Here is a 22,749-nt window from a genome sequence, read left to right on the forward strand (position 1 = left end):
CCATTACTCCTTTATAATAACTTTTCTATCCTCTATAAAAAGCTTATGCTCACTCATAAGCTTTATAGCTAATGGCAAAGCTTTATGTTCTTCTTCTAATATTCTTTTTTGTAGCTTTTCTGGAGTGTCATCTGATTTTACATTTACTACATTCTGTATAATTATAGCTCCTGTATCTGTATTTTCATCTACAAAATGTACTGTACATCCACTAACTTTTACACCATAATCTATTGCGGCTTCATGAACTTTAATTCCATACATTCCTTTTCCACAAAAGCTTGGAATAAGTGAAGGATGAATATTAATTATTTTCTCTTTAAAACCATCTACTAAAGGAGATGATATAATTGATAAATATCCCGCAAGAACAATTAAATCCACCTTATCCTTTAATACTTCATAAATTTTATTGCTTAGCTCTTTCTTATATATCTTTCTATCTAAGACTAAAGTATCAATATTGTGTGCTCTAGCTCTTTTTATTCCATAGGTTCCTTCTCTATCACTTATGACATACTTAATATTTACATCTTTTAAATATCCATTTTTAATGTTATCAATGATAGACTGGAGATTAGTTCCTCCACCAGAAACTAATACTGCTATATTAAGCAAACTCCTCCACCTCCAGTTTGTACTTTACCTATTTCATAAGCTTCTTCTCCAAGAGCTTTAAGTTCATTAATAACATCATTTTTAACAGAGCTATCTACCGCAAGAACCATACCTATTCCCATGTTAAATGTATTAAACATATGATACTCGTCTACGCCTTTATTAATTAAATATTGGAATATAGGTTGTCTTGGGAAAGAATCCTTTTTTATCTCTGCTGTAAAGTTATCTTTAAACATTCTTGGTACATTTTCATAAAATCCACCGCCAGTTATATGTGACATTCCATGGATATCAAATTTCTTCATAAGTGCTAATACTGGCTTAACATATATCTTTGTTGGTTCTAATAGAATTTCTCCTAAAGTTCTTCCTTCAAGGACTTCATCATAATTCTCAACAACTTTTCTTACAAGGGAATAGCCATTACTGTGTACACCAGAAGAAGTTATGCCTATAAGTGCATCCCCTTCTTTAATTTTACTTCCATCTATAATTTCATCTTCATCTACAATACCAACAGCAAATCCTGCAAGATCATAATCTCCTAAATTATACATTCCTGGCATTTCTGCTGTTTCTCCTCCAATAAGTGAAGCATAACTTTGTAGACATCCTTCACCAACACCTTTTACAATATCACTGGCTATTAGAGAATCTAATTTTCCACAAGCAATATAATCTAGGAAAAATAAAGGCTTAGCACCATGACATAGAATATCATTAACACACATAGCTACACAGTCTATCCCTACTGTATCAAATTTTTTAAGCTTGATTGCAATTTCAATCTTAGTCCCTACTCCGTCAGTACCTGAAACTAGTACAGGTTTTTTATATCCTTCCGGTAGTTTTACCATTCCTGCAAAACTTCCAATCCCATTTAAAACCGATGAAGTTAAAGTTCTTGCTGTATATTCTTTCATAAGTTTTACCGCTTTATAACCTTCTTCTATATTAACCCCTGCATCTTTATATGTTATCATTCTATATCACTCCTTACTAAAATTTAACTGGTGCTGATATTGGATACTCTCCATCAAAACATCCACAACAAAATCCATGGTCACTATCAAGACATTCTAATAAGTTTTCTTTTGAAAGATAGACTAGACTATCTGCTCCAATAACTTCACCTATTTCTTTTTCATTCATTTTCTCACCTATAAGCTGACTTCTGTAAGGTATATCTATACCATAATAACAAGGATATTTAACCATAGGAGAGCAAACTCTAAAATGAACTTCTGAAGCCCCAGCTTCCTTAAGCATAGTTACCAATCTCTTACTTGTGGTTCCACGTACTATAGAATCATCTATTAAAACCACTCTTTTACCAAAAACATTTTCTTTTATCACATTAAGCTTAACATTTACAGAAGCTTCTCTCTCTTCTTGCGTTGGAGCTATAAAAGTTCTTCCAATGTACTTATTCTTAATAAGTGCCATATCTATAGGTATACCTGATGCCTTTGCATATCCCATTGCAGCTGACATTCCTGAATCTGGTACCCCAACTACTATATCAGCCTCCACAGGTGCCACTTCATAAAGCTTAATTCCTGCTTTATATCTAGAATTATTAACACTAATTCCATCTATAACACTATCCGGTCTTGCAAAATATATATATTCAAAAGAACAGGTGGCAAGCTTAGATTTTTCACCAAACTTAATGGATTTTACACCTTCTTCATTAATTACAACTACTTCACCAGGCTCAACATCTCTTATAAATTCAGCACCTGTAGCATTAAGTGCACAACTTTCTGATGCTAATACATAACTTTCATTTATTTTACCAAGGCATAGTGGTCTAATTCCATAAGGATCTCTGACTCCTATTAACTCATTTTCAGTTAATATTACAATAGCAAAGGAACCTTTTATTGCTTGCATAGAATCAATTACGCTTTGAAGTATACCTTTCTTAGCACCTCTAGAAATAAGGTTTATAATTACCTCAGTATCAGTAGATGTTTGAAACATACACCCTGATTCTTCTAAAAGTTCTTTAATGATATCAGCATTAGTTAAATTTCCATTGTGAGCTATAGCAATGTTTCCTAGCTTAAATTTTCCCATAAGTGGTTGAGCATTTTTTAATGAACTTCCGCCTGCTGTAGAATATCTTACATGCCCAATTGCACCATACCCCTTTAATTCCTTTAGGGTTTTCTTACTAAATATTTCAGATACAAGACCCATATCTTTATGGCAATTCATATCGCTTCCATCAAAAGTTGCTATTCCTGCGCTTTCTTGACCTCTATGTTGAAGGGCATAAAGACCATAGTATGTCCTTTTTGCCACATCTAAATTATCCTTTTTACTATATATACCATATACCCCACACTCATCATGAAATTTATCTTCATCATAACACTCATATCCATCGTAACTAGAAGCCTTAAACTTAAAATCCATTACTGTTTCCTCCTAAATAATACTCTTACCAATGATTAATTACTTAATTCTTTCAAGCACCTTTGTATATCCTTCTACTAAATCTCCTAGCTCTCTTCTAAATCTATCTTTATCAAGCTTTTCTCCTGTTTTAAGATCCCATAATCTACATGTATCTGGAGAAACTTCATCTGCTAGTAATATTTGTCCATTAAGTTTTCCAAATTCCAATTTAAAATCTACTAATTTTATATCTTGATTCAAGAAAAATTCAGTAAGTATTTTATTTACTTTAGAAGCTTGGTCATATATATAATCTAGTTCCTCTTTTGTAACTATTCCTAAGGCCATAGCGTGATAGTCATTCATTAAAGGGTCTCCTAAATCATCATTTTTATAACTAATTTCAAGTACTGTATTCTTAAGCTCTGTACCCTCTTCAACCCCATATCTCTTAGCCATACTTCCAGCAGCTATATTTCTAACTATAACTTCTAGCGGAATTATATCTACTTTCTTACATATTTGTTCTCTATCACTAATTTTTTCAACAAAGTGAGTCTTTATTCCTTTTTCTTTTAACATTTCAAAGATTATGGAACTGATAGTATTATTTAGTATTCCCTTTGAAGCTATTGATGCCTTCTTCTCACCATTAAAAGCAGTTGCATCATCCTTGTAGTAAACTAGTACTTCATCTTCCTTTTCAGTTTTAAATATTCTCTTTGCTTTTCCTTCATAAATAAAATTTTTCATATCCATTATAATTCTACCCCCGCTTCATTTTCCTTTATAAAATTTTCTTTCATATTTTTTCTATATTCCTTTAATTTATCTTTAATTTCTGGGTACTTTACTGAAAGTATTTGTACTGCCATCATTCCACCGTTATAACTATTATTTATTCCTACAGTAGCCACTGGAATTGATTTTGGCATCTGTACTATTGAATAAAGAGAGTCCACGCCATTTATAGCTGCATTTATTGGAACCCCTATTACTGGTATAATAGTTTTTGAAGCTATAACTCCTGGAAGATGAGCTGCTAACCCTGCTCCAGCTATAATTGCTTCACAGCCTTCTTCCTGTAACTTTTTTAAAACTTCTGTTAATTTTTCTGGTACTCTATGGGCTGACAACACATGAGCTTCGAAGGGGATATTAAATTCCCTTAAGCATTTCGCTGCACCTCTCATTACCTCTGTGTCTGATTTACTTCCAAATATAATTGCTACCTTCATTTAGTTCTCCTCCACATCTACAAATCTTATTTAAAATACTTAACTCCACTCTGGAAGATTTTCATATCATGTTCACCTAGTACATTCTTAATAACACCATTTCCTACTCTCTCACTATGAGCCATCTTTCCAAATACTCTTCCATCTATACTTGTAATTCCTTCAATTGCATATATAGATCCATTTGGATTAAAGTTTATATCATAGGTTGGATTACCGTTATTATCTACATACTGAGTTGCAACCTGACCATTTTTAAATAATTCTCTTACCACATTTTCATTGGCAACAAATCTTCCTTCACCATGAGAAATTGGAACTTTATAAATTTCACCTTCATTACACTCACTAAGCCATGGTGATTTATTACTCACTATTTTAGTATTTACCATAGTACTTTGATGACTTCCGATTAAATTATGGGTTAAAGTTGGGCTATCTTCAGCAATATCTCTTATTTCTCCATAAGGTACAAGTCCTAGTTTTATAAGAGCTTGGAATCCATTGCAAATTCCTAGCATCAAACCATCTCTATTGTTTAATAACTCCATAACAGCATTTTTAACTCTTTCATTTCTAAATATGGCATTTATAAACTTACCTGAACCATCTGGCTCATCTCCCGCTGAAAATCCTCCAGGTAACATAATTATTTGAGACTCTTTTATATTTTTCTCAATATTCAATATAGATTGCCCTATATGTTCAGGAGATAAATTATTAAATATAACAGTTTCAACCAATGCTCCTGATTTTAAGAAAGCCCTCTCACAATCATATTCACAGTTTGTTCCAGGGAAAATCGGAATAAGTACCTTAGGTTTTGCAATCTTAATCATTGGTGATACTTTTAAATTTTCATCTCTTTTGCTTCTATCAAATAAAATTTCGTCCTTCATTTCAAGATGATTTATTCTATCTTTTCCGTAGTTTTTATTGAAAATTTCTTCAAGGCCATCTTCATATGAACTAGCTAACTTATTTAAGTTAATTTTTTCATTTACTCTTACTATTGCATGTTCTTCTATTGTATCTCCAAGATAAATTATGTTTTCATTATCCATATTAAAATTCTGGTTAACTTCTAGTATGATAGATCCATACCCAAATCCTCGAAGCTGCTCCATAGATACTTTCTCATTTAACTCAATACCTATGTTATTTCCAAAGCACATTTTAGAAATAGCTTCTAAAGCACCACCATAATTTATACTTCCACTTGCTAAAATTTTTCTTGACTTTATTAGTTCACTTACCAATCTATAGTTATTATTTAACACTTTAAAATCTGGAGTAAAATCTTCCTTTATAGGCGCATTTATAACTATAACTTTACTTCCAACTTTCTTAAAGTCATTACTTATTGTATTGTCTATGTTTCCTGTAGTCACAGCAAAACTTATTAATGTAGGTGGAACCTTTAGGTCTTTAAATGTTCCAGACATACTATCCTTGCCACCTATTGCTGCTATTTCTAAATTGTGCTGTGCATATAGTCCACCAAGTAATGCTGCAAATGGTTTTCCCCACTTTTTAGGGTCATCTCCTAACTTTTCAAAATACTCTTGGAAAGAAAGGTAAATTCCATTTATATCTCCACCTAAAGCTACTAGTTTAGTAACACTCTCTACCACTGCATATAATGCTCCATGGAAGGGACTCCATTTCGAAATTTTAGGATTATAACCATGCGCCATTAAAGCTGTAGTAGTAGTCTCTCCATTTTCCACTGGTATCTTAAATACCATCCCATCCACTTGAGTTCTTTGAGTTTCTCCTCCATATGGCATTAATACTGTATTTCCTCCTATGGTGGAGTCAAATATATTCATAAGACCCCTTTGTGACATCACATTTAAGTCCTTAGACAATTCTTCAAAGGCTTCCTTTAGTGATAACTTAATATTTTTCTTGTTAAAGTTGTTATCTTCTTCTTTGGGTGCAGTAACCTGAACCTTACCATAAGTACTAGCACCGTTTGTATCTAAGAAATCTCTCTTTAGATTAACTATTTCTGTTCCTTGCCATGTAATAATCATGGATTTTTCTTCAGTTACCATTGCCACTACTGTAGCTTCTAAATTTTCTTCCTCACAAAGAGTTATAAATTTCTTTACATCTTTTTGTGAAACCACTACAGCCATTCTTTCTTGTGACTCTGATATAGCTAATTCAGTTCCATCTAAACCTTCATATTTTTTCTTAACTTTATCTAAGTTAATTTTAATTCCATCAGCAAGTTCTCCAATTGCTACAGAAACTCCACCAGCGCCAAAATCATTACATCTCTTTATCAATGTTGTAACTTCATTTTTTCTAAATAATCTCTGGATTTTTCTCTCTGTAGGTGCATTCCCCTTTTGAACTTCTGAACTACAGTTGTCAATGGATTTTTCATTGTGCTCCTTAGATGATCCTGAAGCTCCACCAATTCCATCTCTTCCTGTTCTTCCTCCAAGTAATATTACTACATCTCCTGGAGTTGGTACTTCTCTAATAACATTTTTTGCAGGAGCTGCTCCAAGCACTGCTCCCACTTCCATTCTCTTAGCTACATACCCTTCATCATAAATTTCTCTTACATATCCTGTAGCAAGTCCAATTTGATTTCCATAGCTACTATACCCTTTTGCTGCTTCCTTCGTAATCTTTCTTTGTGGAAGCTTCCCTACTAAAGTTTCCTCTATGGCTTTTCTTGGGTCTCCAGAACCAGTAATTCTCATAGCTCCAAATACATAACTTCTACCTGATAGTGGATCTCTTATAGCTCCTCCAAGACAGGTTGAGGCGCCTCCAAAAGGTTCAATTTCTGTTGGATGATTATGCGTTTCGTTTTTAAACATTAGAAGATACTTTTCTAGCTTACCATTAACATCCACATCGATAACTATACTACATGCATTTATCTCTTCAGATTGATCTAATTTTTCAAGTTTTCCATCTTTTCTTAGCTTCTTCATAGCTATAACTGCCATATCCATCAAAGTTATTGGCTTTTCTCTATCTTTATATACTTCTCTTCTGTAGTTCTTATATACTTCGAACCCTTTTTTAACAGGCTCTATATACTTTCCTTCCTCAAAATCTACATCTGTTAATACTCTCTGAAAAGTAGTATGTCTACAGTGATCTGACCAATAAGTATCTAATACTTTTATTTCAGTAATTGTAGGATTTCTATCTTCTCTTTTAAAATAATCTCTTATAAGAATTACATCTCCAATACTTAAAGATAACCCTCTTTCCTTTAAAAAATTCTGCAATTCACTTTCTTTCATATTTATAAATCCATCTATTATCTCTACCTCTGATGGCAATTGTTGATCTTCCATTATAATTTCTTTTTTCTTTAGTGAACTTTCCTTAGAATCTACAGAATTTATATAATAATTCTTTATTTTTTCAAGTTCTTCTTGGGTAACCTCTCCATATAAAGCTATTACTTTCGCTGTCTTAACTTGTGGAGCTTCCTTTTGTGTAATTAGTTGAATACATTGAGCTGCTGAATCAGCCCTTTGATCATACTGACCTTCATGGTATTCAACTACAAAGTAATTACTTCCTTCTAAATCTATATTTTCCTCATATATATTGTCGGTATTCTTTTCACTTAATACCGTATATTTTATTGATTCTAACTCTTCATTTGTAATACCACAAATGTCATATTTATTTATTAACCTTATATCATTTATGCTTTTTATTGATAATAAGTTTTTAACTTCTCTTAATAATTCTTGTGCATCCATATTAAATTCTGATTTTTTTTCAACATAAATGGTGAATATTTTATTCATTTAACGTATCCCCCTTTAATATATACGAACATTATATAATATAATACATTTATTATTCGTCTTTATTTATATAATAATACAAACTTCAAAAAAAATAAACCTTTATTTGAAAATTTCATATTTTTTTTATATGTGCTATACATATAATTCAATTTTAGATTTTTTCGAAATATTTTATGAATAAATTGTGAATAAAAATAAAAGCACCTATGGAATACTATTTATATCCATAAATGCTTTTATTAAATATATCTTTTTTATCTATATTTACACAGAGAAGCTGCTCCTATAATACCACCATCATTTCCAATGTCAGATAATAAAATTTTTCCTACATTCATATCTTTATAATAAGTTATTTGAGATACTTTTTCCCTTAACATAGAAATAAGATACTCTCCTGCAGCTGATAACCCACCTCCTATAACAAAAACTTCAGGATCTATTATAGAAATAATATTCATAATTCCTATAGCTAAATAGTTTGTCATTCTACCAATTACTTTACAAGCTACCTTGTCTCCTGCCTTAGCTTGGTCAAATATAACTTTTCCATCAATACTATTTAAATTACCTTTAACTTCAGTGATAATAGTTGAATCATTTCCTTCTTCAATCAGTTTTCTTGCATGCTTTATTATAGCTGTAGATGAGGAAAAAGTTTCTAAACATCCATTTCTCCCACAATTGCAATTATAATAATTTTCTCCCACTATCATATGGCCAATTTCAGAGCCTATCCCGTGGAACCCATCATATACATGTCCATTAATTATTATGCCTCCACCAATACCGGTTCCTAAGGTTAGTAAAACTCCCGTATGATAGCCTTTCATAGCTCCAACTACCAATTCAGCTACTCCAGCTACAGTAGCATCATTACCTACGAAAACCGGAATACTTAATTTCTCCTCAATAGCACTCTTAATATCTACATTATTCCACCTGAGATTTACACAATCAATTATGATTTGGCTTTTAGGATCCACTATTCCAGGTATGCCTATTCCTATACCTTGTATATGAGATTTAGGTATATTATTAACATTTATAGTCTTAGAAATCAAAGCTATTATATCTTCAATAATGTCATTGAATCCACCTTCTCTTTTAGTAGGAATTGAATCTTTGAATATTAACTTATTTTCACTATCCACAATACCAATCCCTACGTTAGTTCCCCCTAAATCTATTCCTATATACATATAAATCTCCTCCTATAGATCCCAATATACATATTCTTAAATTAATTACGTTAATATTTATCAATAATAAAATCAACATACAGTTACTGTTTAACTTTATTTTATATAATGATAAATTAACTCCTTTATATAAGCAAAACTTTCTCTTACATAAAAATTCAATGATGTAACTATTTCATTTTTAGCACTATAACAATATATCTTTAATCCCGTATTAATTCCTATGTACTTAGCTCTAAACATATGGAATCTATTGGTTATTAAGGTAACACTTATATTGTCCTTTTCTTTACTTTTATTCTCCATTATTATTTTTGAAAACTTAAAATTCTCATAGGTATTAGTAGACTTTTCTTCCATTATAATATTATTCTCATCTACTCCATTACTTACTAAATATCTCTTCATAGCAAGAGCTTCAGTGATATCCTCATCTTTACCCATGCCCCCACTAACTATAATAGGTATATTATCATGGATTTTATTATATTCTATAGCTTTATCTAGCCTAAATCGTAAAGATTTAGATATTTGTTCCTTATTTATTCCAGCGCCTAATACTAAAACATAATCTGTAATACGGTCATCCTCAATAGTGCCAGTATATATAATTAATCCTTCCAATATAAAAAAAATTATAAGACCTACAGAAACAAGTGCAGTTAATATTTTTCCCCAGGAATTTTCTAAAAGATTATTTTTTAAAATCCAATGAGTTATATAACTCAATATAGCTACTATTAACCAGAACCCTGCAAAGGCTATACGGAAGTTAAATATCTTTAAAATACAATAATATATAATAGCAAACCAACCTAAGTACACAAACATGTTGTATAATTTAAACTTATTCATAAAATTGTCCTCTTTTCACTATTTTTATATGAGTAGCCATATAATTTGCTATAAAGAATGTAACTACACCACTAAAATCAATTAGTACATCTCTTACTTCAGAGCTCCTACCTATAATAAAACTCTGCAAAAATTCATCGCTTAAAGCCACTAATACACAAGATAATAGAATAAAAGAGTTATTTTTCTTCTTATTGAAAGCTCCACAAGTAACAGTAACTAAACCACCCAAAATGAAATATTCTGTAAAATGAGCTCCCTTCCTAACTACCACAGTCAATACTTCCTCCTTAGATTCATCTAATTTAAAAGTACCTAATATAGCATTTACTATTCTAGAGCTAGAACTTGAAGATTCCACCGCTGGTTGAGATGACATATAAAATATAAAACCAATCCAGAAAATAGTTATAAGCAATAGTATGTTTTTTTTCTTAATATCCTCCACCTCTTTCAACAATTTTAAATTTTATTTCAATAGTTCATATATAGCCCTAGCATATATTTCTACTAAAACCATAAATTCATCCAAAGTAATAAACTCATCAACTGCATAATCTAACCCCTCATTTCTAGGAAGTATAGGTCCAAAGGATACCAGGTTACTCAAGACTCTTGCATAGGTTCCTTTTGAACTTACGTAAGGCTGTGATTCTTCATCACCAGTAACTTCTCTATAAGCCTTCATAAGTTTTTTTACTACAAAGCTATCCTTAGAAAAGGAAACTGACCTTAGATGACTTAGATTTTTTATTTTAAGAGAAGAATACTTAAAACCATCTTTAACTAATTCTAATACATCACTATATACATATGATATAGGATAGTTGATGTTAACCTTTATATCAACTCTATCACTAGTTAAATTTATGGTGCTCACATTAAAAGTAAAGTTACCAGAATCTTCATCTTGTAATTTACAATTTATTTTTTCTCCATTGTATGAAGTAGAAATTAATCTATTATATTCATGAACAAATTCTCTTTTATCAATAAACTCTTCAAAATTCTCAAGGAACTTAAGTCCATAGGATATGGCATTTACTCCTTTATCCGGATTGTTACTATCAGCTTCCTTACCTATAAATTCTATATTCATAAGTTTATTTTGACTTATAGTTTCATATTTTATGTTTTGAAGTTTTGAAAACCTTTTTAGCTCCGTTTCAATTTTATCTTTAAATATATCTTCACAACTAAGTATAATACTAACTTTAGACGGTACAGTATCTATACTTTGTCCTCCAACTATTTGTACTATATTGATAGGCGCATCAAAGCCACCTGAAAATTCCATATGAAGATCAAAATTTATTATACCCTTTTCTCCATATATTACAGGAAATACACCGTCTGGAGTAAACCCTATATCTGGAGCTACTTCATATTCCTTATAATAGTTTATGCTTTTTATTCCAGTCTCCTTATCCGCCCCCACAATCATTCTAATTTTTTTTCCTTCTGGAATTAAATCTTCATCTTTTAAGAATTTCATAGCGTATAGACAAGCTATTAAAGGTGCCTTTGCCTTTACAATACCTCGTCCATATATCTTACCATCATAAATTTCTCCTGAAAATGGGGGTTTTGTCCACCCTGCTCCTTCTTCGTTCACATCTACATGACATAAAACACCAATTGTATAATCACCACATCCAGCATCTACTTGACCACAGTATCCGCAAAAGCTTTGACTTTTAAATCCCATATCTTTAGCTTTGTCTAACACAAACCTAAGACTCTTGTGAACTTCTTCCCCGAAAGGCATATTAGGCTTTTTATGAGAAGCTACACTTCTTATTTTTACTAATTCTATTAAATCTTTTATAATCTGCTCTTTATTTTCATCTATATGTTCCTTAAACATAAATAACTTTAGAAGTTTGTACTAATAAGTACTGTACTTACTAAAGTTCACCTCCTTATATTTGGAAAACTTTTACACCTTAAATAAACTGAGTTCTTAGCTTCTCCGAAGGTTACTAACAGAATTCTTAGTGTCAATTTATTTGATACTTAGAATTCGTTGTCCTTTAGGGGAAATCGTTATCCAGGGACATACCAGCTCTTAACTCCACTCTAAAAAAGAAGGAGTATTAGAGCTGGTAGTCATCAGATTAACAGAGTTCTTTGCTTCTCCGAAGCTTAGAAATCGTTATCCAGGGGCGTACCAGCTCTTAACTCCACTCTAAAAAGTGGGAGTATTAGAGCTGGTAGTCATCGGATAAATCCATTGTAAACTTATTCATTCCATTAATGAATTGTGTTAGTAATTTGTCGTTATATATATCCTATTAAATTCATTATTCATATTTATTTATAACATAAATATTCTCCAGATGAAATACTCTTATGCAACTCTTACGTAATTTCACAACAAAATTTTATTATATATGTATATCGTTACATAATAAATATTCTATTATATCATAATAAAAGAGTCTATTAATTAATTCATAAATAGGCTCTTTTACTGTAGATATTACTTTTTATTTTCTATAAAATATGCTAACTACTTTAATATAGTCTTATTAACATTTTTCTTTGAATTTTTATTTCGTACTAATGTGTTATACGCTTCTATTATTAAGACTATAGCAAGAATAAATAGTATTAGTGCAATTATACCTAATATATAATTGGGAGTTGACGAGAAAATATAATCTTTAATTAATAGACCTAAAGCAGATAATGTTACAATAAACATTAATACCATGGGTATAATTGTAACTAAAGCTTTCTTTCCACTCTTAGTAAGCCATGCTGTTATTGCTAAAAGTGCAAGAGCTGCTAAAAGTTGATTAGCGGATCCGAATATTGGCCATATCTTATTATATCCATAAAGGATTAAACCAAAGGAAGCTAAAACAGTTATTCCAGTTGATACATACATGTTTTTGCTTATAATATTCTTTTTACCACCCTTTCCCTCACATAACTCTTGTAAAATATATCTTCCAATCCTAGTAGCTGTATCTAAGCTTGTAAGAGCAAAAGCTGAAAAGCACAAAGTAACAAACACTATACCTACTTGTTGAGGTATTCCGAATCCACTCATAAAATTAGCAACACCATTTGCAAATATAACAGCAGGTGTACCTTCTGCTTTGGTTACATAGCCTACAGCTATGAGAGCTATAACAGCTACTATACCTTCAATTAACATAGAACCATATCCTATAAGTTTAGCATCCGGCTCTTCTTTATCAATCTGTTTAGATGTGGTACTTGAGCTCACAAGAGAATGGAAACCTGAAATAGCACCACAAGCAACAGTTACAAACAAGAATGGGAATAGAGTTTTTCCACCCATATTAAAACCATTAAAAGCAGCTAATTCCATAGCAGGTCTTTTTATTACTATTCCAAGCAGAGCACCTATAATGATTCCGTATAGTAGGAATGAGCATAAATAATCTCTTGGTTGTAATAATAACCAAACAGGTAATGTAGATGCTAAGAAAATATATATTAGTAATAATATTTGCCATCCAAGCTTTGACAACTTAATAATTGGGAACATATATCCTATATAAATACAAAATAGTAACAACACTATTCCTATTATTGAAGCAACTGATAACTTAGCACCTTTTTTAAACACACTAAATCCAAAAACCACTGCTAGTACAATAAATAGCATAGATGCTGTTCCAGCTTGAGCCCCCATCAAATTTTCTGGAATAGTAGGATCATAAGCAAAGGTAGATGCACAAATATCTGTAAAAGCTGCTACTACTAATACAATTGTGACCCATCCAAATATATTAAATAATTTCTTTCCTTTCTCTCCAATGTTTACTTTAATAACTTCACCTATTGTTTTCCCATCATGCCTGACAGATGCAACTAATGATCCAAAATCATGAACTCCACCTATAAAGATACTTCCTATGATTATCCACAATAATACAGGTAACCATCCAAATATAGCTGCTTGGATAGGTCCTGTGATTGGACCTGCTCCAGCTATAGATGAAAAATGGTGTCCAAGTAATATCTTTGACTTTGTTGGACAATAGTCTACATCATCCCTTAGTGTATGTGCTGGAGTTTTTCTTTTGAGATCAATCCCAAATTTTTTAGCAAGAAAGGCTCCATAAGTCACATAGGCTACAATGAATATAGCTATGCAAATTAATAATAAAGCTAATGAATTCATACCAAAACCCCCTTTATATTTAAAACAAGGTCATAAAATTATAAACCTTATTTTTAACTAATTTATATTTAACAAAGAAAATGCCGATTATAGATTAAATTCTATTAACCTTATCAAATGATAAACTGTCAATTATATCTTTAGATATTTTATTATGATATATTTCACCATTATTCAAATCTACTACAATAAGCCTTAAAATACTCCATCCATAAAAACTCATTCTATAATTCTTAGTATAATTAAATCTTTTAATTTTTCTCATAATATCTTCATCATTTATGTTTTTAGTCACAAGTATTCCAGTTATGTAGGTAGTTTTATGATTCTTGTGTGGATTAACTATACTTACCGTGCATTTCTTAAGATAATTTATAAAATCATCTAAAAATTTCTCATCAACTCTATCTTCACTGACTACCAAACAATGTTCATTACACTCATATTCATCAATTATTTTATTTTCAGAAATAAAGCTTCTTCCAAATTTCATATTCCAAATTCCATAAATATCTATCCTTTTATTCATTAGGCTCTTATTTATTTCTAAATGAAAATTATTAGAAAATACTTTTGCAAGATAATTTAAATAAGTTAATTTATCCATATATCCTCCTAAAATATGTTATACTTATTTTTATGCTCATTTTTGTTGAATTATAATAATTATGAAAAATAAATGTAAATATTTCGAAATTATATTTATAATATATTTTCCCTTTTTGGATAACATAAAAACCTATACTATAAAATAATTCTGTATAGAAATTTAATAGTTTTACATATATAATAAAAATGATTAATAATTTACTTTATTAGAATAATTTACTTTATTAGAATAATTTAAAATTATTATGCAATTATTAAGGAGATGATCTGAGTATATGAAAATAAATGATGAGTTATTAAAAAAATATGCAAAACTTAGTGTATCAATTGGTGTAAACGTACAACCTAATCAAATCCTTGTTATAAAATCACCTGTAGAATGCGTTAATTTCACGAGAATGATTGTTGATGAGGCCTATAAAATTGGCGCAAAAGAAGTTGTTGTTCATTGGAGTGATGAAGAATGTGCTAAACTCAAATATCTCAACTCCCCTATAGATGTTTTTGAATCATATCCAGATTGGATGAAAGAATCCATGCTCACCTATGCTAAAGATGGAGCTTGCTTTTTAAGTATAAGTGCATCAAATCCTGAACTACTAAAAGATGTAGATCCTAAAAAAATTGTAGCTTCACAAAAATCCTCTAGCATAGCTACAAGAGAATTTAGCGAAAGACTTATGAGTAATAAAAATTCTTGGTCTATAATAGCTCTACCAACTAAAGGTTGGGCAACTAAAGTATTCCCTAACCTTTCTGAGGATGAAGCAATAAATAAACTATGGGGAAACATATTTAATATAGTACGTGTGGATCAAGAAAATCCAGTTAAAGCTTGGGAGGATCACAAGAAAAATTTAATTAAAAAAATAAACTACCTTAATGAGAAAAATTTTAAATATCTTCACTACACCAACTCTCTAGGTACAGACTTAAATTTAGAGCTTGTGGATAATCACCTATGGATAGGTGGTGCAGAATACACTCCAGAGGGAATAGAATTTATTGCAAATATGCCTACAGAAGAAATCTTTTCAATGCCAAAGAAAACAGGAGTTAATGGTAAGGTCTTTAGCTCAAAACCTCTAAACTATGGTGGCAACCTAATTAATAACTTCTCTCTTACCTTTAAAGATGGTCGAGTTGTTGATTTTGAAGCTAAAGAAGGCTATGAGTCCTTAAAGTCATTAATTGAAACTGATGAAGGATCTCATTTCCTTGGAGAAGTTGCTTTAGTTCCATTTAACTCTCCTATTTCAAATTCCAATATAGTTTTCTTTAACACTCTATATGACGAAAATGCTTCATGTCACTTAGCCTTAGGTAAAGCATATAACTTATGTGTGAAAGATGGATCAAACAAAACTACTGAAGAAGTGTTAGCACTAGGCGGCAATGACTCTTTGACTCATGTTGACTTCATGATAGGAACTTCTGATTTAAATATTACTGGAATTAGCTTTGATGGTTCAAAAGCCCCTATATTTGTAAATGGTAATTGGGCTATATAATTATTAAATATTACTATATAAATTTAATCTCATATATATGTTTTTATTATCAACTTCAATGTAACTTATAGATAATTTATTAAGTTAAAATTATCTATGAGTTATTCTTTTTTTAGTTAAAATTATAGTTATTATAATTAGTAATAAAGTTTTAATACTTTTTGTGTATTTATGTTGTAAAATATTAATTGTAAATCATAAAAAATGTTTAAAAATAAAAGGTGGTGCTCAATAGTATGTCAAATTTCAATATTTTAGTAGTAGATGATGAAGTTGAAATATGTAATGCTATAGAAATATATTTAAAGCGTGAAGGCTTAAACGTGTTAAAGGCTTACGACGGAATTGAAGCTCTTCAAATTTTAGAAGAAGAAAAGATTCATTTAATATTATTAGATGTAATGATGCCAAAACTTGATGGTATAAAAACATGTTTAAAAATTAGAGAAAATAGAAATATACCTATAATAATTCTATCTGCTAAGTCTGAGAACCTTGATAAGATTATTGGATTAAATAGTGGTGCTGATGATTACATAACTAAACCTTTTAATCATCTTGAACTTATAGCTAGGGTTAAATCTCAACTAAGAAGATATGAAAAACCCCTTGATATAGAAAATGTAAATTTAAAAGATAAAATTATAATTAAAGACTTAATTATTGATACAACCCTAAAATCTGTAACCCTAAGGGATGAGCCTGTAAAACTGACAGCTACAGAATATGGAATATTACTATTACTAGCTTCTAATACCGGTAAAGTTTTTTCTATAAAAGAAATATATGAAAATGTATGGAAAGCTCCATTTTACCATAGTGAGAATACAGTAACTGTTCACATTAGAAGAATGCGTGAAAAAATTGAAATTAATTCTAAAGATCCAGAATACATAAAAGTTGTCTGGGGAGTTGGATATAAAATTGAAAATCCTAGTTAAAGGAGGGTTAAACCTTGACTTCTACTATTAAAAAATTAATTAAAAAATGGATTAATGCCTCTAACGAAAATATAAATTTAATTGAAATACTGATAGTTTTTATTATAGGTATAACTGTTCTTCCAAAATTTCTTCAAATAACTCTATCTGATTATGATAATTATACCAATAGATATAGTTTTTATGGAACTGCTATTATTAACGAAAAAACTTTTAAGAATGAAATGTTACAAAATGATGTCATCAGTTTCAGAGAAAATTTACTAAGTGTTACAGAAGGATTTTCAAAAATTCTCTATTGTAAAACTGATGAAGATGCAAAAGTTATACAAAACTCCTTAGAAACTTCTCTTACTGGTGATATTGGAGTTTTACTGATTGATAAAACTAATAATAGGTGGTTTTCTAATAGAAATTGGTTTTCAGATTATCCCTTCAATGAACTTCCACCTAAAGATGCATTAATAAAATTATCTAAAGAAGATGATGTGGTAGTTTATAGTTCTAATAATTTATCCCATTATTCAGCTCCAAGAGGTTACTACAATGGTGCATATACCTCTCCTAATGCTGAATTAGAGGAACTTTACTTTATTCGTGGTGCTAAATATAGTAGTATAGCAAACTTCATAAGACTTAGATTTTATTTTTCTATTCCTCTATTAATTATATTTTTGATTTTATTAATTAAGCAATTTTTCTGTATTAAAATTTTTGGAGTAAAAAAATATATACGTAACTTTAACAATTTACTTATTATTAGGTTAATAAAATCTATTAACATTTTTTTTGTAAGTATTAAGGATGTATTTAGAAACTTATTTTTCGATACTACACTATTAGGACTTTTTATATTTTGGGTAATGTATTTTCCACTATCCTATGTGTTTAATTCTAATGATTACTTTTTTTACTTCAACAGGAATCTTAATAGTTTCCTTATAAAATCAACCTTTTTTATAATTATAATAAGTACATGTGTTAGATATTTAGAGAGCATAAATAATAAGAATAATTTAATCAAATATCTTAAAAAAATTGAAGATGGAGATATGGATGTAGATATAGATGCTAAAAATCTTGGTAATTTATCCAACTTAGCAATGGAAATAAACAATTTAAAGGTAAGCTATAACAAGAAAGTTGAAGAAGGAATTCGAAGTGAGAAATTAAAAACTGAACTTATAACTAATGTATCCCACGATTTAAAAACCCCATTAACTTCCATAGTAAATTATGTAGATATACTTAAAGATGAATCCCTTGATAAAGGCGAAATAAAGGATTATGTTACCATTCTAGACAATAAATCAACTAAACTTAAAAAGCTTGTTGAAGACTTATTTGAAATGTCAAAAATGAACTCTGGACAAATTATTTTAAATAAAAGTGATGTAGATATTGTAGAATTAATTCATCAGAGTCTAGGAGAACTAAGCTTTTTAGGTGAAAATAAGAGTCTTACCTTTAAAGTAATTGGAAATAAAGATTGTCACCTACACCTAGATGGTGCTAGAATTTCAAGAGTTATGGATAACTTAATATGCAATGCTATAAAATATTCACTTGAAAACTCTAGAATTTATCTTGAAGTTATTGAATGTGAAAAAGAATGTGAGATAATAGTAAAAAATATATCAAAATATGATTTAGATTTTAATGAAAATGATATTCTTGAACGATTTGTTAGAGGCGATAAATCTAGAAATTCTACAATAGATGGTTCTGGTTTAGGTCTTGCTATTTCTAAAACTATAGTAGAACTCCATAAAGGCACTCTTAAAGTGAAATGTGACGGGGACTTATTCAAGGTAATAATTAAACTTCCTAAATCTTAAAATATAAAATTAGATAAACTTTACAAAGCTACCTTAAAGCTATAGTGTTTAGATAGCTTTTTTATGATTTCTCAATATCTTTATTTTTGTAGTACTTTTCTCTAAATGCTCTATACTCATCTAAAATATTTTTATTATCTTCTATAAAGCAATTAAATATATTTAAATTCTCTACAGTATCACTACCTACCACATGCTCAATTAACTCTGTTTCTATGAGTATATCACTATCAGAGCCTAAAAATTTCAAAAACTTTTCTATTGTATTATGTCTGCATAAAAGATATTTACCTACCTTTATACCAAGAGCAGTAAGTCTTATAATTCCATACTTTTCATAATCAATCAAACCTAGCTTGCCAAGCTTCTGCATCATCTTGGAGGCTGAAGAATCTCTAACATTTAACAGTGCAGACAGCTTGTTAAGTCTTATATAATCCTCCCCCTCCATAGTGCATCTATAGAGCATTTCTACATAATCCTCCATGGATGCAGTGATTAATCTATCATCAAATAGCTTCTGCTCATATGCTCTAACTGTATAAAATTTTTTATCCACTTACTTTATCCTCCATATTCTATAAATTATATTTTGTTCCTTAACAAATTTTCAACCTTCCATTTCTATTACATATTTATTTAGATTATAAACATTAAAATATAAATAATTAAAAACTGTTAAATATTTCTACTTTATTTTTTAATAGTAGTTTTAAAATAGTATCATGAATATATAAATAATCATATGTTAGAGTAGGGAAAGATTTTTTCCCTACTCTAACTAGTTAAATATATGATTAATTAAAAATAATTAGAAGTACTATAACTTACTTAATTAATTATAAATACAAAAAGTTTAAAAGGAGATTAACAGTATGAATAAAAATTCAAATGTTTATATAGAGTCATCTAAAATATTACCCTTAACAGATTTATCTATGGGTAAAAAATGCAAAGTAAAAACCCTTACCTCTAGTGGATCTATAAGACGCAGAATGCTTGATCTTGGACTTATATCCAATACAGAAATAGAAGTTCTTAATCAAAGTCCTTCTGGTGATCCTGTAGCTTATTTGATTCGTGGAGCAGTAATTGCAATTCGTAAGGAAGATGCTTCTAACATATTAGTTGAAGCACTTTAACGTGGTAAGCCTACTAAAGCATTTCATTATAAGAATAAAAATATATCAGTTTTATTCTTATTTGCAAAACATTATAGGCTTCAGATAGAATAGTAACTTCATCTGAAGCCTATTACTAGACATTTACGTAAAACAATCTATCTTACCCTAAACTTTTCTTAATTATATAAGATTAAATAATACAATACTTTATTATACAAGGAGGTTTTTAAATGGGATTAACTAATCAATCTACCGGAGTTAGTGCTCTAGAAAAAGAACTTAATATAGATCGTGCTTCCCCATCAGATAAAATAATTGCTCTAGCTGGTAATCCCAATGTAGGCAAGAGCACAATTTTTAATAGCTTAACTGGACTTAACCAACACACTGGAAATTGGCCTGGAAAGACAGTATCCAATGCACAAGGAAGATATACTCACAAGGATAAATCCTTTATACTAGTTGATATACCTGGAACCTACTCCCTTATGTCTAATTCTGTAGAAGAAGAGGTTGCTAGAGACTTTATCTGTTTTGGTAATCCTGATGCCACTATAGTTATCCTTGATGCTACTTGTCTAGAAAGAAACTTAAACTTAGCACTTCAAACTATAGAAATAACTAACAATGTAGTAATATGTGTAAACCTACTAGATGAAGCTAAAAGAAAAGGAATTAATGTAGACTTAGCAAAACTCTCCTTACTTCTCGGTGTTCCTACTGTAGGTACTAGCGCTACCACAGGATATGGTCTTAAAGAATTAATTGATATAGTATATAATCTTACAAATAATGAAGTGCCTATAAATCCTATTAAAATTAAGTATGATAAAGTTTTAGAAGATTCTATCTCACTAATAGAACCAGAAGTAAAAATAGCTCTAAAAAATATAGATTCTAAAATTAACCCTAGATGGATTTCTTTGAAATTATTAGAAAATGACCCTAGTCTAATTCAATCCTTGAATAAATATTTAAATATTAACATGTTAAATAATGAAATAATTAAAAAAAAGTTAATAGAAGCAACTAATCTTTTAACTACTTATAACATAACGGGAGAACATTTTAGGGATATATTAGTAACTACTTTAGTAAGTAAAGCCGAAAAAATCAGCATGAAAGTGGTTACAAAAGAGAATTATAAATATAATATTACTGATAGAAAAATTGATAGAATTCTTACATCTAAAATATATGGAATACCTATAATGATTTTACTTTTATGTGTTGTTTTTTGGATAACAATTACAGGTGCTAATTACCCTTCATCCCTTTTATCTACTGCACTTTTCTGGATTGAAGATAAACTTAGTGTATTTTTACTAGGTTTAGGTGCACCCTGGTGGCTGGAAGGTGTTCTAATAAAAGGAATTTATAGAACCTTGGCCTGGGTTATTGCTGTAATGCTTCCTCCAATGGCTATTTTTTTTCCATTATTCACACTTCTTGAAGATTTAGGATATTTACCTAGAATAGCTTTTAATTTAGATAACTTCTTTAAAAAAAGCTGTGCATGCGGAAAACAAGCTCTTACTATGTGCATGGGATTTGGCTGTAATGCAGCAGGAATAATTGGATGTAGAATTATAGACTCCCCTCGAGAAAGACTAATTGCAATTATTACAAATAATTTTGTTCCTTGTAATGGACGTTTTCCAACTTTAATTGCTATAATCACCATGTTCTTTGCTGACACTTTTGTTGGGCCATCACAATCTATTATATCTTCATTAATTCTAACATGTGTAATCCTATTAGGAGTATTTATGACCTTAATGATTTCCAAAATTCTATCTAAAACTATACTTAAAGGAGTACCATCATCCTTTACTCTAGAACTTCCCCCTTACAGAAAACCACAAGTGGGAAAAATAATAATCCGCTCTATATTGGATAGAACTCTATTCGTTTTAGGTAGAGCAGTTGTTGTAGCAGCACCTGCTGGATTAGTTCTTTGGATAATGGCTAATATTACAATTGGAAACTTTAGTCTACTGGCTCATTGTGCTAATTTTTTAAATCCCTTCGCCAATTTAATAGGCTTAGATGGTTATATATTAATGGCATTTATACTTGGTTTTCCTGCTAATGAAATTGTAATTCCTATAATTATTATGAGTTATACAGCCACTGGAAGTTTATTGGAATTTGATAGTTTAATTCAACTAAGACAACTTCTGATTTCAAATGGTTGGACATGGCTCACAGCATTAAATGTAATGTTATTTTCTTTAATGCACTGGCCATGTAGTACAACTTGTTTAACTATAAAAAAGGAAACTCAAAGCTTTAAATGGACCGCCATTTCCTTTGCAATTCCTACCATAACAGGTATTGTAATTTGTTTTACGATAACAACTCTAGTTCGAATTCTAGGCCTTGCTTAAACATTTAAATAAAAAAACAGAGTTTACACAGAGGGTACTGAAAAAGTACCTT

The 22,749-nt window shown here is 30.0% G+C and carries 18 protein-coding genes; 5 read left to right on the top strand and 13 right to left on the bottom strand.

Going from position 1 to position 22,749, the window contains the following annotated elements:
* Positions 1-3: 3 nt before the first annotated feature.
* The 12 genes from purN to B2694_RS00150 form a co-directional block, all read right to left on the bottom strand.
* Positions 4-618 carry a phosphoribosylglycinamide formyltransferase gene (purN, locus tag B2694_RS00095; RefSeq protein ID WP_346884024.1) on the bottom strand — a complete coding sequence of 205 codons (615 nt, stop codon included), beginning with the start codon at positions 616-618 and terminating at the stop codon, positions 4-6.
* Positions 606-1,604 (bottom strand): phosphoribosylformylglycinamidine cyclo-ligase, encoded by a 999-nt coding sequence (purM, locus tag B2694_RS00100; protein ID WP_346884025.1) that lies wholly within the window; start codon positions 1,602-1,604, stop codon positions 606-608. The genes purN and purM overlap by 13 nt, the downstream gene beginning before the upstream one ends.
* Before the next feature lie 16 nt (positions 1,605-1,620).
* Entirely contained in the window at positions 1,621-3,045 is a 1,425-nt protein-coding gene (purF, locus tag B2694_RS00105; protein ID WP_035132922.1) for an amidophosphoribosyltransferase, read from the bottom strand.
* Between the two features lie 39 nt (positions 3,046-3,084).
* The gene (purC, locus tag B2694_RS00110; RefSeq protein WP_035132920.1) at positions 3,085-3,786 is read right to left on the bottom strand and encodes a phosphoribosylaminoimidazolesuccinocarboxamide synthase; all 702 of its coding nucleotides are present in this window, start codon (positions 3,784-3,786) and stop codon (positions 3,085-3,087) included.
* Positions 3,786-4,265 carry a 5-(carboxyamino)imidazole ribonucleotide mutase gene (purE, locus tag B2694_RS00115; protein WP_346884026.1) on the bottom strand — a complete coding sequence of 160 codons (480 nt, stop codon included), beginning with the start codon at positions 4,263-4,265 and terminating at the stop codon, positions 3,786-3,788. Before purE ends, purC begins: the two co-directional genes overlap by 1 nt.
* A gap of 26 nt (positions 4,266-4,291) precedes the next feature.
* On the bottom strand, positions 4,292-8,062 hold the full coding sequence (locus B2694_RS00120; protein ID WP_346884027.1) for a phosphoribosylformylglycinamidine synthase: 3,771 nt from the start codon (positions 8,060-8,062) through the stop codon (positions 4,292-4,294).
* Between the two features lie 257 nt (positions 8,063-8,319).
* Positions 8,320-9,267: an ROK family protein gene (locus B2694_RS00125; protein ID WP_346884028.1), complete on the bottom strand. Its 948-nt coding sequence runs from the start codon at positions 9,265-9,267 to the stop codon at positions 8,320-8,322.
* Between the two features lie 96 nt (positions 9,268-9,363).
* On the bottom strand, positions 9,364-10,122 hold the full coding sequence (locus B2694_RS00130; protein WP_346884029.1) for a YdcF family protein: 759 nt from the start codon (positions 10,120-10,122) through the stop codon (positions 9,364-9,366).
* Positions 10,115-10,582: a VanZ family protein gene (locus B2694_RS00135; RefSeq protein ID WP_346884030.1), complete on the bottom strand. Its 468-nt coding sequence runs from the start codon at positions 10,580-10,582 to the stop codon at positions 10,115-10,117. Before B2694_RS00135 ends, B2694_RS00130 begins: the two co-directional genes overlap by 8 nt.
* A gap of 9 nt (positions 10,583-10,591) precedes the next feature.
* The gene (locus B2694_RS00140; RefSeq protein ID WP_346884031.1) at positions 10,592-11,989 is read right to left on the bottom strand and encodes a Sapep family Mn(2+)-dependent dipeptidase; all 1,398 of its coding nucleotides are present in this window, start codon (positions 11,987-11,989) and stop codon (positions 10,592-10,594) included.
* A gap of 645 nt (positions 11,990-12,634) precedes the next feature.
* Positions 12,635-14,284 (bottom strand): carbon starvation protein A, encoded by a 1,650-nt coding sequence (locus B2694_RS00145; RefSeq protein WP_346884032.1) that lies wholly within the window; start codon positions 14,282-14,284, stop codon positions 12,635-12,637.
* A 94-nt stretch (positions 14,285-14,378) separates the two neighbouring features.
* Positions 14,379-14,891, bottom strand: coding sequence for a hypothetical protein (locus B2694_RS00150; RefSeq protein WP_346884033.1), 513 nt, complete (start codon positions 14,889-14,891; stop codon positions 14,379-14,381).
* A 277-nt stretch (positions 14,892-15,168) separates the two neighbouring features.
* Between B2694_RS00150 and B2694_RS00155 the strand changes: the two genes are divergently transcribed.
* The 3 genes from B2694_RS00155 to B2694_RS00165 all read left to right on the top strand — a co-directional run bounded on the left by B2694_RS00155 (position 15,169) and on the right by B2694_RS00165 (position 19,183).
* Positions 15,169-16,404, top strand: a complete 1,236-nt coding sequence (locus tag B2694_RS00155; RefSeq protein ID WP_346884034.1) for an aminopeptidase — start codon at positions 15,169-15,171, stop codon at positions 16,402-16,404.
* A gap of 236 nt (positions 16,405-16,640) precedes the next feature.
* Positions 16,641-17,345: a response regulator transcription factor gene (locus B2694_RS00160; RefSeq protein ID WP_346884035.1), complete on the top strand. Its 705-nt coding sequence runs from the start codon at positions 16,641-16,643 to the stop codon at positions 17,343-17,345.
* A gap of 14 nt (positions 17,346-17,359) precedes the next feature.
* Positions 17,360-19,183 (top strand): HAMP domain-containing sensor histidine kinase, encoded by a 1,824-nt coding sequence (locus B2694_RS00165; RefSeq protein WP_346884036.1) that lies wholly within the window; start codon positions 17,360-17,362, stop codon positions 19,181-19,183.
* 61 nt (positions 19,184-19,244) lie between these two features.
* On the opposite strand, the gene B2694_RS00170 is transcribed toward B2694_RS00165, so the two are convergent.
* A complete protein-coding gene (locus tag B2694_RS00170; RefSeq protein WP_346884037.1) occupies positions 19,245-19,742 on the bottom strand; it encodes a metal-dependent transcriptional regulator in 498 nt (165 codons plus the stop codon).
* Between the two features lie 316 nt (positions 19,743-20,058).
* Between B2694_RS00170 and B2694_RS00175 the strand changes: the two genes are divergently transcribed.
* Positions 20,059-20,325, top strand: coding sequence for a FeoA family protein (locus tag B2694_RS00175; protein WP_035132901.1), 267 nt, complete (start codon positions 20,059-20,061; stop codon positions 20,323-20,325).
* Between the two features lie 212 nt (positions 20,326-20,537).
* Positions 20,538-22,697, top strand: coding sequence for a ferrous iron transport protein B (gene feoB / locus B2694_RS00180; RefSeq protein ID WP_346884038.1), 2,160 nt, complete (start codon positions 20,538-20,540; stop codon positions 22,695-22,697).
* Positions 22,698-22,749 lie beyond the last annotated feature (52 nt).

The organism is Clostridium sp. UBA4395, assembly GCF_002390995.1.
GTDB classification, from domain to species: Bacteria; Bacillota; Clostridia; order Clostridiales; family Clostridiaceae; genus Clostridium_J; species Clostridium_J sulfidigenes.